Here is a 15,587-nt window from a genome sequence, read left to right as displayed (position 1 = left end):
AGGAACTCCCATGCGGCACTGCCAAATCACTTGAAACTACTGGCAAGGGAGCGGCTCGTTACAGGGAGCCTGAAACCGGACTAACTGGCCGGTGCCGCACTCTCGGCGACTAGCGCGCGGAGGTGCTCGACCCTCAGTCCGTCGGTGAGCCGGAGGAGCGCGGTGACAGCCGGTTCCAGTCGCCGCGCGATGGCGACGGCCTCGGCGCGTTCACCGGCCGCGGCCCGGTCTTCCGCGCGCGACGCGAGTTCCCCGGCCGGAGTGGAGAACACCGCGAGCGTCCCGGCGAGCTTGTGTGCGGATTCTTGTATCCCGTAGAGGTGCCCCGCCCGGCACGCAGCGGACAGCGCGCCCAAGTGTGCCGGTACCTTGTCTCGGAACCAACCACACAACTTCCCGAGTAACTCCGCATCTTCTTCGCAGGCCGCCAGGATCGCGGAAGGGGTCAGTCGCGATTCCGGCGCGTCCGGGGAGGGCGCGATTCTGGTAACGCGCGTGATGGCTGCGAACAGTTCCGGCGGTCGAACCGGTTTGGTCAGGAAGTCGTCCATTCCGGCCGCGAGACAGCGCGCACGATCTTCGGGGCGCGCACGTGCAGTCAAGGCGATCACGGGCAGGTGCCCGGCGGTGCCCGCTTCCCGTTCACGAAGTGACTGGATCACCTGGAACCCGTTCAGTTCCGGCATGTGGAGGTCCAGGAGCATCACATCAGAGTCGGCTTCTAAGGCCAGTGCGAGGGCCTGCCGACCGTCTCGGGCCAGTCGAACGCGGTGCCCGCGCCGAACGAGCAATTGTTCCATGAGTTGCGCGTTGAACTCGTTGTCTTCGGCGACGAGAACTCGCAGCGGAGTGGGGGCGCTTATCGGGCTGGCTGGTTTTTGTTCTTCCGGCATTGTTTCGGGCGCATCTTTCCCGGGCGCGGTCTGGGCCGTGATTTGCCGGGGAACGAGGGGCATTTTTAGCTCGAAACGGGCCGCGAAACAAAACGTGCTCCCGGCTCCCAGTGTGCTGTCCACCGTAATCGCTCCGCCCATCAGCTCCGCCAGGCGCGCCGCGATGGAGAGCCCCAAACCGGTACCACCGTACCTGCGGGTCATGGAGTTGTCCGCCTGCTCGAAGGCGCGGAAGATCGTCTCCCGCTTGTCGCGCGCGATGCCGATCCCGGTGTCCCGCACCGAGACGCGCAGAACGCAGGCGTTGGGAACGGAAGTCGGCTCCTTCGCTTCCTGTACCCCAACTTCGACGCTCACGGTGCCGCGCTCGGTGAACTTGATCGCGTTGCCGATCAGGTTGAGGAGCACCTGACGGAACCGCCCGGCGTCGCCCACGAGGGCGTCGGGGACGTCCGGGTGGACGCGGCTGGTGAGTTCCAATCCCTTCTGTTGCGCGCGGGTGGAAAGCGCTCTCAGCACGTCACCCAGCGCCGACCGTAAAGGGAAATCGACCGGGTCCAGTTCCATCTTCCCCGCCTCGATCTTCGCGAAGTCGAGCAAGTCGTTGATGATCGCGAGGAGGTTGTTCGCGGCCGATTTGACCGTTTCGAGCCACTGCCGCTGGTCCGCGGTCAGGGTCGTATCGAGGGTTAGTTCGGTCATGCCGAGGATGGCGTTCATCGGCGTGCGGATCTCGTGGCTGACGTTGGCCAAAAACTCGTCCTTCGCCCGGTTCGCCGATTCCGCGGCTTCCTTCGCGCGCCGGAGCTCCTCCTCGATTCGGATGCGGTTGGTGATATCGACGCTGCTGCCGATGAAGCGCGCGGGCCGACCGGTCGCGTCGCGCACGACCACGCCGCGGTGGAGCCACCACCGGAACGAGCCGTCCCTGTGCCGGAGCCGGTACTCGGCCTCGAACTCTTTAGTTTCTCCGTTCAGGCACGCGTGGACCGCGCGCAACGCGCGCTCCCGGTCGTCGGGGTGCCACATCGCGATGCGGTCCGCGAAGTCCATTTGGGTATCGGCGCTGTAGCCGAATTGCTCCCAGAGGTTGACCGCCGTCAGGCGCCCGCTCTCGAACGTGCCGTCAGGCATCGCGAGATCCCAGATCCCGATGTTCGATCCGCGCACCGCCAGTTCCAGGCGCTCTTCGGTCTCGCGGATCGCTTGCGCAATGAGTCGGCGCCGCGTTCGGTGCAGCGCCTCGCATACGCCACTCATCATCAGCCCGCCGAGCGCGAACAGCGGGAGCGCGACCGCGGCGTTGAGGCTCTTGATTCCCAGGCGGAAGTGCGGTTCGGTGAACACGAGGTTCGCGGCCACGGCACTCAAGAACGTGGCCAGTACCCCGGGCCGGAACCCGCCGACGTAGGCCGCGAGCATGACCGCGGGGAAGAAAGCCATGTGCGGGACCACGTCGCCGATCACCGGCCACAGTGCCAGGCGGACCGCGAACGTGATCGCCGTAGCCACCAGTGCGACGCCGTAACCGACGCGCCGGTCGGGTCGTTGTTCGTCCATTCTTACCTCGCGACACCGGCGGCTCCGGGCGGGCCGCACTACACCCGTTCTACCTACGTGTTCCGAACACCGGTACGGATCGACCCTACTGCGAACGCCGTTCCTTTGCCCGGCACAATTCGACGAAGCAGTGGTTGCTGGTGAAAGTGACAACAAACCCGTGCCGTTCGCATTGGTGGGGCCGAACGACTCGGCGCGCGAGTGGCCAATTTGGATGATCGCGTACCACGGCGACTCGCACGTGCTGTACCCGGAACCGGGCCATCCGGTCCGCGCGAAAATGGAATTCGCGAGCGCACGAATTGCCGTCAAAAACACAGTTTCGATCACTTCTCGGCGCGGAGGGGCTGGCACATTTCGCGCTCCGGCACCGCGGTTGCTTTGACCTCAACCGCACGAAACGAGTACCCGATCGACTTCGGTTTCCCACATTCCTTCACACAAGGTGATGCGATGTCCCAGCTCCAGCGCCGTGATTTTCTGACCCGCACCGCAGCGTTTGCAGCCGCCACCGCGACCCTGAGTGCCGCCGGGCGTGCGGACGCGGGCGACCCGAGCTTCATGAACAACGTCCCCGATCATTTGCTCGCCGGTAAGGATCTGCCGACGTTCAAGTTCGCTCTGGAGAAGTCGGAAGGGAAGGTGATCGGCAAGAGCTCCGGGAAGGAAGCGACCGTTCTCCAGTTGCCGATTTCCAAGGGGATTGCGGGCGTCTCAATGACGCTCGAACCGGGCGCGATGCGGGAACTCCACTGGCACGCGACCGCGGCGGAATGGGCGTTCGTTCTGACCGGTCACGTGCGGACAACAGTCATCGATCCACAGGGTTCGGCGGAGACGAACGACTTCGGCCCGGGCGACGTGTGGTACTTCCCGCGCGGGCACGGGCACATGCTCGAGTGCCTGGGCGACAAGCCCGCCCACTTCATCCTGATCTTCGACAACGGGTACTTCTCCGAGTTCGGCACGTTCAGCATCACCGACTGGCTCGGCCACACGCCGAAAGCGCTCCTGGCGAAGAACTTCGGGCTCCCCGAGTCGTCCTTCGACGGGTTCCCGAAGGACGAAGTGTATTTCGCCCGCGGTGCGGTGCCGCCCGCGGTGCCCGCGGCCCCGCTTCAGGGGCGCAAGTTACCGGCCCTAACGCACAAGTACGAACTCCTCGAACAGCCCCCGCACAAGATCTTCAAAGGCGGGCGCGAGTGGCGCGTCGATTCGAGCCGGTTCCCGATCTCGAAGACCGTCACGGGCGTCGTCCTCGACCTCGAACCCGGTGCGCTGCGTGAGTTGCACTGGCACCCGAACGCCGACGAGTGGCAGTACGTCATTGAGGGGAAAATCAGTGTAACGATGTTCGGTTCGCACGGTCGGTACCGGACCGAGCAAATGGAGAAGGGCGACGTGGGTTACATCCCGCAAGGGTACGGGCACTCGATCGAGAACGTCGGCGACCGGCCGTGCCGCGTGCTCATCGGGTTCAACACCGGTAACTACGAAGCCATCGACCTGTCTCAGTGGATCGCCGGGAACCCGGCCGACGTGTTGGCCACGAACTTCAGCAAGCCGACTTCGCTGTTCGAGAAGTTCCCGAAGCAGGACGTGTTCATCGCGCCCGGGAAGTAACACGCGCTCGGTCGGCGCGAGCCGGCTGGTGATGAACGCCGGCACGGGGCGTGGGTTGTTCCACCAACGGACCCACGGGGAGACCCGTGCCGTGCTCGTTCTCACCAGTCGGTTCGCGCCGACCGTTCGCCCGAACGTTTATGCGATGTAGATGCCCTTAACGAGAGGACGTACCAATGCGGGCCACCAGTCGAAGCACGATCCGCCGGTGGGTGCCGTGTGCCGTTCTCGTTGTGCCGGTCGTACTGATCGGCGGCGGGTTGCCTCGATCCGGGCTTTCGGCGGGGCCGGCACAAGAAAAGGATGCGGAGCTACTTAAGGACGCGCGGGACGCCTTCGAGCCGCTCCCGAAGGACATGGCGACGCGCGAGTTCCCGGTTTCGCCGGAGCGCGTGAGTTTGGGCCGCAAGCTGTTTTTCGATCCCCGTATCTCGGTCGACGGTACCGTGAGTTGCTCCCGCTGTCACCTGTCCGCGTTGTACGCGACCGACGCGCTGCCGAAGTCACACGGCGCACGCGACAAGGTGCTCCCGCGCAACGCGAACACACTGTTCAACACTGCGTTGCAGTTCAAACAGCACTGGCGCGGCGACTTCGAGAACGTCGAAACGCAAGCGAAACACGCCCTCACCGGCCCGGGGTTCGGGAACCCCGATTTCGCAGCAGCGATGGCGCGGGTTAACGCGATCGCCGGGTACCCCGAACTGTTCAAGAAGGGGTTCCCGGGCGAGGCCGATCCGGTCAACGCGGACAATTGGGGAAGGGCGGTGGGCGCCTTCGAGCGCACACTGGTCACGCCGTCGCGATTCGACGAATACCTCGGCGGTAAGACCGATGCTCTCACCCTCACGGAGCGCAACGGGCTGCGAGTCTTCATGGATATCGGCTGTGTGAACTGTCACGGTGGAGTGGGGATCGGCGGGGGCAAGTTCCGCAAGTTCGGCGTGAAAGAAGACTACTGGAAAGCAACCGGCAGTAAGGAGATCGATAAGGGGCGCTTCGATTTGACGAAAGATCCTGCCGATACCTATACGTTCAAAGTTCCGGGGCTGCGCAACGTCGAAATGACCCCGCCGTACTTTCACGATGGCTCGGTCGGTACGTTACCCGAAGCCGTGCGAGTCATGGCCCGCGTTCAACTCGGGAAGACGCTCTCCGATGAAGAAACGGGTGCGATCGTGACGTTTCTCAAGAGTCTCACCGGGAACCCGCCGGCCGATTTCATGACTCCTCCAGTGCTTCCTCCGGCGGGATTTAAATAGAAGATCGCACAGGGCTTCCGCCCCTCCGGGGCGAAAACCCGAACCCCACCTGTCGCCCGCGTCCAACTCATTTTCGATCCGGCGGTGAAGGCCGATGCGTTTCCGCACCGGAGGGGCCGGCGTTCGTAGCACAGGGCGGGAGCCCTGTGCGGTCTTTGTTACTCGGTCGCGACGACGGCGTTTACGAACAGCATCCCGCTGCGCCAACCCACGACGTCCAGCACGACGGAGTCACTCCACGTGTTCGTGACTTCCGAATCGCGGCGCGTGACGGAGGTCAACACGCAGCACTGGAGCGCCGGGAATTGAACCTTCAAGCGGTTGAAGAGAACCAGTGGAGGAAGATCGGGCAGGTTCTCATCGCACACCAGCACGTCCATATTCTCGTGAACTTCGGTGCAAGCGCGATAGGCGCCCAGCCCGGAGAGGGCCGTCCACACATCATACCCGAGGTGCTCCAGGTGGTCGGCCACGAGCAGCCGCGTGTCGCGGTCGGCAATTGCGACCACACAACCCCGCCGTCGGGACGGATCGGGGAACTGCGTGAAGAGTGTCAGGTCATCAGTCTCATGATCGGTCTCGATGGGAGTCATAGCGGACGTACCTCAATGCCTCGAATGGCTCGGGCAATGGAGTAATTGGCAAAGCGCGTACCGCTTCGGGAGGGACGCGAAAAATACTTGCGTTCGCCGCCATTTAACGGAGGTGGGTGTTCCGAGTGGGCGCTCAGGATTCGCCGGTGGGCACGGTGCTGCGTGACCGGCGCTCAGCGCGGTTGGGGCGGGTTCAATGTTCGATGGCGCTGGGGCCAGCTAGCCGGCGCGGGGCGCAGTTACGACAATGGATGTGAACTCATCAGATCCATTGTCCGGGCCGGCTGCGACTCATTCATGGCCCACGTACTACTCATTGACGACGACCCCGACCTGATCGCCGAGCAGGTCCGGCACGCATTCCCGGCGCCGGGGCACCGGGTCGAGGTCGCACGGACCGGAGCGGCCGGTCTCGATCGCGTTCGGGACGCGCCGCCCGATGTCGTGCTCCTCGATCTTCGATTACCCGATCGAACCGGGCTGGAAGTGTACGAAGAGATCCGCGCGGTCGATGCCCGCATCCCGGTCGTGTTCGTCACGCTCTCGAAGAACGCCGACGCAGCCATCGAAGCGATGAAACGAGGGGCGTTCGACTACCTATTCAAGCCGCTGAACCCGGCCCAACTTCGCAGCGTCGTTGGGGAAGCGCTGGAAGTTGCCCGGCGGATGCGGGAACCCGCGGTTCTGGCCGAAACGCTCCCGGAGGAAGACGTTAGCGGAGCGATCGTCGGGGCGTGCCCGGCGATGCGGGAGGTGTACAAGGCGATCGGCCGGGTCGCGGCGCAAGACGTCCCGGTACTCGTCACCGGCGAGAGCGGGACCGGCAAAGAGCTGGTCGCCCGCGCGATTTACCAGCACGGTCGGCGCAGCCGGGCTCCGTTCCTCGCGCTCAACTGCGCCGCGATCCCGGAAAACTTGCTGGAGAGCGAGTTGTTCGGGCACGAGAAGGGCGCGTTTACCGGGGCCGACCGCCGGCGCATCGGGAAGTTCGAGCAGTGCTCGGGCGGCACGCTCTTCCTCGATGAAATCGGCGACATGCCGCTCGCGCTCCAGTCGAAGATGCTCCGCGTGCTGCAAGAGCAGACGTTCGAGCGGGTCGGCGGGGGCGAAACGATTAAGACCGACGTGCGAATCATCTCCGCGACGCACCGCGACCTCAAGGCGGTCGCGGCCGACGGGCGGTTCCGGTCCGACCTGTACTACCGCCTCGGGGTGTTCACGATTCAACTCCCCGCACTTCGCGAGCGCGGGGACGATCTCCCGGTCCTCGTTCAGCACTTCGTCCGCCGGTTCAACCGCGAACTCGGGCGCGACGTTCGCGACGTCAGTGCAGAAGCCCTGGACCGACTGCGTGCGTACTCGTGGCCCGGGAATTTGCGGGAATTGCAGAGCGTTCTGAAACAGGCGCTGCTCGGCGCGGCCGGGTCGGTACTGCTCCCGGCCATGCTCCCGGAGCTAGCCACGGGGCCAGAACCTGTGGTCGGAATTGTACCGCCCGCGGAGCGCTCGGGTCTGGAGGATTTCATTCGCGGGCGGCTCGCGGAGGGGACCGAAACGCTCCACGACGACGCGCACCGCGAACTCGATCGCGTGCTCCTGCCTCTTGTGATGGAGCACACGCGGGGGAACCAGTTGCAGGCCGCGAAAATTCTCGGCGTGGCGCGCCAGACGTTGCGCCGGCGGCTGCGCGAACTGCACATTACCCCGCGTTTTACTGACGGTTCCGAAGAAGACTCCGATTGAGTGTGCTCGGGTTCGTGGTGTATACTGGATCAGCCGAGCACCGAGAACAGTTTGTGTGGCTTTTTTGACGGGTCATTTCGAGCGACACAAGAGCCGAGCACGTGTGAAGTTCGCGGGCGCGATTTCAGCGCCCTCACCCGCTTCCTCTTCCGGTCGAAACGAAATCCGAATTGCGCCGGCCGATCTGCCGATGAGATAAGTGGCCCCGAGCGGTGCAGCCTGCGGGTCGTGCCGCGTCGAGATTGTCCGGAAAACGTGCGCCCACCAACTGGACGAGTGCAATCGGCGTCCTACGTTACTCGTTCCCACAGGAGGTTCAGCCGAGTCATGGCGAAGGCGAAGAGCAAAAAGCCGATTATCGAAGAAGAAGACAACGAGATCATTGAAACTCCCGAACTCATTCCGGCGGCCCCGGCCGAACCGATCCGTCGGATCGATACCGGTATGGTGCTGGACATGGAGGGGTACGGGGCCGAGGTCGCGAGCGCTCTCATTGTTAACGGGTTGCGAGCGTACCTGTCGGTCGTGAACAAGGGCGTGAACCTGGTCGCGTCGAACCGGGCGCACACCGCGTTCGTTCCGGTGAAGATCGAGGCGAGCAGCGCGGGACTCGACGTCCGCCGCGACGACGCCAAGCCGTTGGTCGAAGCGCAAGGGGTTTTGGCATTCCTGTACGACGACGGCGAAGAACGGACGAACTTCTATTTGCCGGTCTCGGAATACCTGGAAATGGCCGAAGACCGGGGCGAGAGCGGTCTGCGCCTGGACATCGAGGAGCACAGCAAGTGGCTCGAAAAGTACGAGGGGCACGCCGGCGTTAAGCGGGTGTTCGCTCGGCTGCTGGGCTGATCGTTTCCAATGTGTTGCCCCGACCGCGGTATCGATCCGTGGCGGGGCGGTTCTCGCAGAGAGTACGGTTGACGGTCCGCTGGCTCTCCCATCCGACACTCACTCGCCGGTATAATTGTCAATGCAGTTCTTCCGCTTGAAGCCGTCCACCATTGCGGGGGCGGGTGTCGGCGTGTTCGCCGTCACGAACATCCCGAAAGGGGCGGTGCTCAAAGAACTGTTCGATGGAGACGATGTGCAGCGCCTGTCCTGGGCGGAGTTCGCCGCTCTCGACGCGCCGGCCGAGGTCAAAGAAAACTTCGTTACACGGTACGAAACCGAGTGTTTCTTGCCGAAGTGTCTGAACCGGATGAGCGTCGGGTGGTACCTCAATGATTCGGACGACCCGAATCTGGCGCACGACGCCAATTACGACTACTTCGCGGTGCGCGACATCGCGGCGGGTGAAGAGCTACTGATCCGGTACGACGACCTGTGAATTGTTGGGCCGAGGGCCGGCTTTTCTGGCGGGCCGATCGGAATCGCGAAAAAGTAATCAGTGCCGCGCATCTCCCTCGACCGATTAGGGTTGGGAACGAGGTCGTGGGGGTGAGAGGGGATCACGGGCGGGCCAATCTTGGCGAGCCCTCGGGAAGTCCCTATACCTCATTCTTCCAGCGAAATGGACGCGGAACGCGGAACACCTCGTTCCACATCCGGCACGGACCGGATCGCACTTCCGGCGTTGCGTTCACGCGACGCGATCGGTAGTGCGAGCAAATGCGTTCACTGGTGAATGTCGGAATTGGAAGTCGCGGATTGTTGGCCGATGTTAGTCGATCGCTCAGGTTCCGCGAGAGTGGCAGGAGTGCCAAAAGGCTCGAATGTTGTGTAGCTGATGGCTCATCCGCCCGATGCTCTATTCGCACCGCCCGCTGGGGCGGGAAAAGCTAGCAAATGTTAGCCCGGCGACTTCAAGTGGCCCAACGAGGCCTGGGTCGCTTTTTTGATGCTAATATCTTAAGTCAGTGTTGGTCTTGCGGAATCGGGACCGTAGAGTCATAGGGTTGACGATTCGCCAGGCTGTGTTGGCGGGGATTTATTTGTTTTTCGCTAAAGTGCGAATTGTGGCGATAAGAATCGCTGAGTTTAAAGAGGGTTTGGTTGGTGCCGCAAGAAAGTTTTTTCGGGTAGGTTGACGGCGGGCAAAGGTGGCAGTAAGTTGTCCTTGCAGCAGTGATGTAAGTGCAACGCCGACAAGGGGTTGCGAAAGAAAAAGAGTTGACGATCGGGTTGCTGCTGATATCATTCTCCTTGCAGTGATGTGGCCGAAACGCGAACAAGTGTTGCGGTGAATCGCGGCCGGGTGGGTGCGGCGAATGTGACTGGGCTGAGTTGAGTGCGGTTGGAATTTAGGCTCGCATCGCTCGACAGGGCGGGCGAGCCATTCGGGTGGCCCGGTCTTCCTGAGAGGGGAGGGTGGGTTGCCCAGTATCGCGGGCCGTGTGACGGTCCGCGTGATTGATCTTTGACAACTTGGTGAAGCAAGTTAGTTGCATCTTCTCGGTGCCGCTTGTGCTTGGTTTGGTGCCCGTGAGAGCGGGGGCCGGCCGGGGCGGGTGGTGGCGAGTGTACGACAGAGACAAGACACGAGCCTTAGAATGCAGAGAAAGTGGCAACATCGTCGTCAGCCCCGGTCCGCTTCCCAGCGGTTCGGGGACAGGATTCTAGCTGGAAGAGTGTTCGTGACTCGGTGCGGTGACGTAGCGAGGGAGCGAACAATGCGGCCAAGCTAGTAAGGGCGTGTGGGGATGTCTTGGCACCAGAAGGCGAAAGGGCGTGGAAGACTGCGAAAAGTCCGGGGAGTTGTCAAACGAGCTTTGATCCCGGAATACCCGAGCGAACCCAGGGAACTGAAACATCTCAGTACCTGGAGGAAGAGAAAGAAACCTCGATTCCGTCAGTAGCGGCGAGCGAACGCGGAGTAGCCCAAACCACGGGTAACACCGTGGGGTTGTAGGACCACATTTAGGATTCCGAGCTCCTAACGGAAGGGTCTGGAATGGCCCGCCATAGAGGGTGAAAGTCCCGTATGTGACAGGAGCGAGGACCGAGTGGTATCCTGAGTAGGACTCAACACGTGAAAGTGAGTCCGAATCTGCGGGGTCCATCCCGTAAGGCTAAATACTCTCTGGTGACCGATAGCGAACTAGTAGCGCGAGCGAAAGATGGGAAGAACCCCGATAAGGGGAGGATACTGAACCTGAAACCACATGCCTACAAGCGGTGGGAGCCCTATGCCCGCAAGGGAACGGGTGACCGCGTGCCTTTGCATAATGATCCGGCGACTTACCGTAACCAGCCAGGTTAAGGGCCTCTGGCCCGGAGCCGAAGCGAAAGCGAGTCTCAAACGGGCGCTAAGTTGGGTGCGGTAGACGCGAAACCACGTGACCTACGCATGGCCAGGATGAAGTGGGGTAACACCTCATGGAAGACCGAACTCATTTGGGTTGAAAACCGATGGGATGAGCTGTGGGGGGAGTGAAAGTCTAATCAAACGTGGAGATAGCTCGTTCTCTCCGAAATAACTTTAGGGTTAGCGTTCGGATAGTTGACGCTGGGGGTAGAGCGACTGATTTCGAACGGGGCCTACCCGGCTACCCGTCGAAGCCAAACTCCGAATACCAGTGTACCAGTCCGGGCAGCTAGACGGTGGGGATAAGCTTCATCGTCGAGAGGGGAACAACCCAGATCACCCGCTAAGGTCCCGAAGTCGTACTCAGTGCGAAAGGAAGTTGGACTCCCGAGACAGCCAGGATGTTGGCTTAGAAGCAGCCACCATTTAAACAACGCGTAATAGCGGACTGGTCGAGGAGTCCTGCGCCGATAATGAACGGACTCAAGTACGACACCGAAGCGGTGGGCAGCGAAAGCTGCGGGTAGGAGGAGAGCGTGTGCGGTGAAGGGGTACGGGCAACGAGCCCTGGAGCGCATGCAAGTGATTATGCCGGAATGAGTAGACGATAAAACGGGTGAGAATCCCGTTCGCCGTAAACCTAAGGTTTCCTGGGAAGGTAAATCCGCCCAGGGTTAGCCGGTGCCTAACGCGAGGCCGAAAGGCGTAGCGGATGGGGAGCAGGTTAATACTCCTGCGCTCCTCGCACAACACGGGACGTCGGTTCAAGGTGGTGTAGGCTTATTAGATTGCCTCAGGGCACTTAAGACCCCGATATCCATCGCGAGCCGACCGAGAAAACCGTGCGAGAAACCGTACTAAAACCGACACAGGTAGGTGAGATGAATATTCTAAGGCGCTCGAGAGAACTCTCGTGAAGGAACTCTGCAATTTAACCCGTAACTTCGGGAAAGGAGTGCCCCCGCGAGGGGGCCGCAGTGAAAAGGTTCTGGCGACTGTTTACTAAAAACACAGGTCTGTGCGAAGGCGTAAGCCGCGGTATACAGACTGACGCCTGCCCGGTGCTGGTAAGTTAAGGGAGAGGGTTAGCCGTAAGGTGAAGCTCGCAACCGAAGCTCCAGTAAACGGCGGCCGTAACTATGACGGTCCTAAGGTAGCGAAGTTCCTTGTCGGGTAAGTTCCGACCTGCATGAATGGCGTAACGACCGGAACACTGTCTCCACGAGAGACTCGGTGAAATTGTAGTTGTCGTGAAGATGCGACATACCCGCAGCTAGACGGAAAGACCCCGTGAACCTTAACTGCAGCTTGGTATTGGGTTTAGACCCAGCATGCGTAGTGTAGGTGGGAGACTATGAACCGCGCATTTCGGTGCGTGGGGAGTCGACGATGAAACACCACCCTTGCTGTGTTTGAATTCTAACCCGACGTGTGTAGCGTCGGGGACCGTGCTAAGTGGGCAGTTTGATTGGGGCGATCTCCTCCTAAAAGGTAACGGAGGAGTGCAAAGGTACCCTCAGCCCGGTTGGCAATCGGGCATCGAGCGTAAAGGTATAAGGGTGCTTGACTGCGAGTCCGATGGGACGAGCAGGGACGAAAGTCGGCCTTAGTGATCCGGTGGTTCCGGATGGAAGGGCCATCGCTCAACAGATAAAAGGTACTCCGGGGATAACAGGCTTATCTCCTCTGAGCGTTCATAGCGGCGAGGAGGTTTGGCACCTCGATGTCGGCTCATCACATCCTGGGGTGGAGAAGCTCCCAAGGGTTCGGCTGTTCGCCGATGAAAGTGGTACGTGAGCTGGGTTTAGACCGTCGTGAGACAGGTCGGTCCCTATCTGCTGTGGGCGGAGGATACTTGCGGGGCTTTCTCCCTAGTACGAGGGACTGGGAGGGACACACCTCTGATGTTCCAGTTATGGCGCGCTAGCCGTACCGCTGGGTAGTCACGTGTGGATGGGATAAACGCTGAAGGCATATAAGCGTGAAACTTCCCCTAGATCAGGTATCCCGCGCAAGCGAAGGCTCCTCGTAGACTACGAGGTCGATAGGCCGGGCGTGTAAGTGTGGTAACGCACTCAGCTAACCGGTACTAACAGCCGAACGTTTGGCCGCATTGTTCCCTTTCTCGCTCGTGTCACAACGAACTCTGTTCGGACACCGATGCGACTACTTGCTTCACCACGTTGACATCGATACATAGAGCGATTACAAGTCGCTCGAAGCGTCTTAAAGTAGATTTTAAGCAGCTTGCCGGTGACCATACCCGAGCGGAAACACCCGTTCCCATTCCGAACACGGCCGTGAAACGCTCGGGGCCGATGGTAGTGCGTCCAGCGCGAGAGTAGGTATCGCCGGCTCTTTTGAAATTTAGATCGGCTCCTCTAGTCAGTGAGCCGGTCTTTAATACACTCTCTGGAGTGAACTGTCTGACTCGCTTCGGCGGATCGACAGGTGATCTTTGACAAGTTGTAAGCGAAAGCCAAAGAGGTGGGTTAGAGCCGATTGTTCGGCGATAACCCAAGACCTCTGACGAGTTCAGAACCGGTGTACGGCCCGCAAGGGTCGTGGACCGGAGATCGAGTAAGTCACAGAAATTGAGTTATCGGACCGAGCAACGGCAGGTTGAACTCAACAAGATCCGTGCCGCGAGAGTGGTGCGGTGTAATAAAACTTGAAGGGTTTGATTCTGGCTCAGAACGAACGTTGGCGGCGTGGATTAGGCATGCAAGTCGGGGAATCCCGCAAGGGGAACCGGCGTAAGGGGCAGTAAGGCATGGGTGACCTACCTTTGGGTTCGGGATAGCCATCAGAGATGGTGGGTAATACCGATGACGTCGTGAGACCAAAGATTCATCGCCCTCAGAGGGGCCCATGTGATATTAGCTAGTTGGTGAGGTAACGGCTCACCAAGGCGAAGATGTCTAGCGGGTGTGAGAGCACGACCCGCGCCACTCGCACTGAGACACTGGCGAGACACCTACGGGTGGCTGCAGTCGAGGATCTTCGGCAATGGGCGCAAGCCTGACCGAGCGACGCCGCGTGAGCGATGAAGGCCTTCGGGTTGTAAAGCTCTTTAGTGGGGAGAAAAGCCGCAAGGTGTGATCTATCCCAAAAATAAGCACGGGCTAAGTTCGTGCCAGCAGCCGCGGTAAGACGAACCGTGCGAACGTTGTTCGGAATCACTGGGCTTAAAGGGCGCGTAGGCGGGCTGTCAAGTCTGGGGTGAAATCCCGCGGCTCAACCGTGGAACTGCCTCAGATACTGACGGCCTCGAGGGAGGTAGGGGCATGCGGAACTGTAGGTGGAGCGGTGAAATGCGTTGATATCTACAGGAACTCCGGTGGCGAAAGCGGCGTGCTGGACCTCTTCTGACGCTGAGGCGCGAAAGCTAGGGGAGCAAACGGGATTAGATACCCCGGTAGTCCTAGCCCTAAACGATGGGTACTAGATAGTAGACTAGATATGAGTTTACTGTCGAAGTTAAAATGCTAAGTACCCCGCCTGGGGAGTATGGTCGCAAGGCTGAAACTCAAAGAAATTGACGGGGCTCACACAAGCGGTGGAGCATGTGGCTTAATTCGAGGCTACGCGAAGAACCTTATCCTGGACTTGACATGTGCGAAAGCGCTCGGTAGTAGGAGCCGGAACGGTAACGAACCTAGCAATGGGGAGCCGAGTACAGGTGCTGCATGGCTGTCGTCAGCTCGTGTCGTGAGATGTCGGGTTAAGTCCCATAACGAGCGAAACCCTTACCTTTAGTTGCCACCCGCAAGGAGCACTCTAGAGGGACTGCCGGTGTTAAACCGGAGGAAGGCGGGGATGACGTCAAGTCCTCATGGCCTTTATGTCCAGGGCTGCACACGTGCTACAATGGTGCACACAAAGTGAAGCCACTGCGAGCAGGAGCCAATCACAAAATTGCACCCCAGTTCAGATCGTAGGCTGCAACTCGCCTACGTGAAGCCGGAATCGCTAGTAATCGCGGGTCAGCAACACCGCGGTGAATGTGTTCCTGAGCCTTGTACACACCGCCCGTCAAGCCACGAAAGGGAGGGACGGCCGAAGTCCGCTTTGCCGCGGCCGACGCCGGACTTTCTGATTGGGACTAAGTCGTAACAAGGTAACCGTAGGGGAACCTGCGGTTGGATCACCTCCTTTCTAAGGATGTTAACAAGTACACGATCCCACGCCTTGAGCAGCATGGGAATCGCATATCACCACCTCCGACGGCTTTCGCTTACAACTTGACAAGATACATCAATCCCCACCAGTGCGAACTGGTGGGGATTTTGCATTTATACACAACACATCGAACACGCGCATCTACACTCTCATTTTCGTTGTAATAAATCCCGGTTCAATAGAAGCCCGCTTCCTCAGCGAAATTTTTGATAGCGTTTTTTGCTCGACTGCTCGTCTTGTCGATCTTTGGGAGCCATGCCCCATCGATCAAATCGAACAGACGGTGAAACATGGAACACTTGGGTTTCGTGTCTGTTGTGGCTGCTCTGGTTGGGGCAGCCGTTCTGCTGAGCTGGCTCATTCGGCGCTCGGCCCGCAACGACGGTAGAACTCACGGCGGTGGTTTTCAGACTGTCGCTACGATCACCCACCGGACAATCCGTAATTGTTGCTGAGCGGTTGATGCGCCGGGAATGTGCCACTCAAT

7 protein-coding genes and 3 rRNA genes are annotated in these 15,587 nt (G+C 60.4%); 8 read left to right on the top strand and 2 right to left on the bottom strand.

The annotated features are described in order from the left end of the window. Positions 1-80: 80 nt before the first annotated feature. Entirely contained in the window at positions 81-2,453 is a 2,373-nt protein-coding gene (locus J8F10_RS12180; protein ID WP_210654081.1) for a hybrid sensor histidine kinase/response regulator, read from the bottom strand. A gap of 453 nt (positions 2,454-2,906) precedes the next feature. Here J8F10_RS12180 and J8F10_RS12175 point away from each other — a divergent pair, with 453 nt between their 5' ends. Both J8F10_RS12175 and J8F10_RS12170 read left to right on the top strand, forming a co-directional pair. After that, on the top strand, positions 2,907-4,076 hold the full coding sequence (locus tag J8F10_RS12175) for a cupin domain-containing protein (protein WP_210654080.1): 1,170 nt from the start codon (positions 2,907-2,909) through the stop codon (positions 4,074-4,076). A 176-nt stretch (positions 4,077-4,252) separates the two neighbouring features. Continuing rightward, entirely contained in the window at positions 4,253-5,338 is a 1,086-nt protein-coding gene (locus J8F10_RS12170) for a cytochrome-c peroxidase (protein ID WP_210654079.1), read from the top strand. 158 nt (positions 5,339-5,496) lie between these two features. Here the strand turns inward: J8F10_RS12170 and J8F10_RS12165 are convergent, their stop codons facing one another. Further along, on the bottom strand, positions 5,497-5,931 hold the full coding sequence (locus J8F10_RS12165) for a response regulator (protein ID WP_210654078.1): 435 nt from the start codon (positions 5,929-5,931) through the stop codon (positions 5,497-5,499). 297 nt (positions 5,932-6,228) lie between these two features. Between J8F10_RS12165 and J8F10_RS12160 the strand changes: the two genes are divergently transcribed. The 6 genes from J8F10_RS12160 (at position 6,229) to J8F10_RS12135 (ending at position 15,076) form a co-directional block, all read left to right on the top strand. Beyond that, positions 6,229-7,674 (top strand): sigma-54-dependent transcriptional regulator, encoded by a 1,446-nt coding sequence (locus J8F10_RS12160; RefSeq protein ID WP_210654077.1) that lies wholly within the window; start codon positions 6,229-6,231, stop codon positions 7,672-7,674. A gap of 327 nt (positions 7,675-8,001) precedes the next feature. Beyond that, positions 8,002-8,523, top strand: coding sequence for a hypothetical protein (locus J8F10_RS12155; RefSeq protein ID WP_210654076.1), 522 nt, complete (start codon positions 8,002-8,004; stop codon positions 8,521-8,523). 121 nt (positions 8,524-8,644) lie between these two features. Continuing rightward, complete coding sequence (locus J8F10_RS12150) at positions 8,645-9,001, top strand: SET domain-containing protein (protein WP_210654075.1); 357 nt, start codon at positions 8,645-8,647, stop codon at positions 8,999-9,001. Positions 9,002-10,287: 1,286 nt separating this feature from the next. Beyond that, positions 10,288-13,030 (top strand): 23S ribosomal RNA (locus tag J8F10_RS12145). 137 nt (positions 13,031-13,167) lie between these two features. Then, positions 13,168-13,275, top strand: a 5S ribosomal RNA gene (gene rrf / locus J8F10_RS12140). Between the two features lie 311 nt (positions 13,276-13,586). Then, positions 13,587-15,076 (top strand): 16S ribosomal RNA (locus J8F10_RS12135). Positions 15,077-15,587 lie beyond the last annotated feature (511 nt).

Source organism: Gemmata palustris (genome assembly GCF_017939745.1).
Taxonomy (GTDB): domain Bacteria; phylum Planctomycetota; class Planctomycetia; order Gemmatales; family Gemmataceae; genus Gemmata; species Gemmata palustris.
The sequence above is the reverse complement of the archived record's forward strand: the minus strand, read 5'-3'. Positions and strand labels throughout refer to the sequence as shown.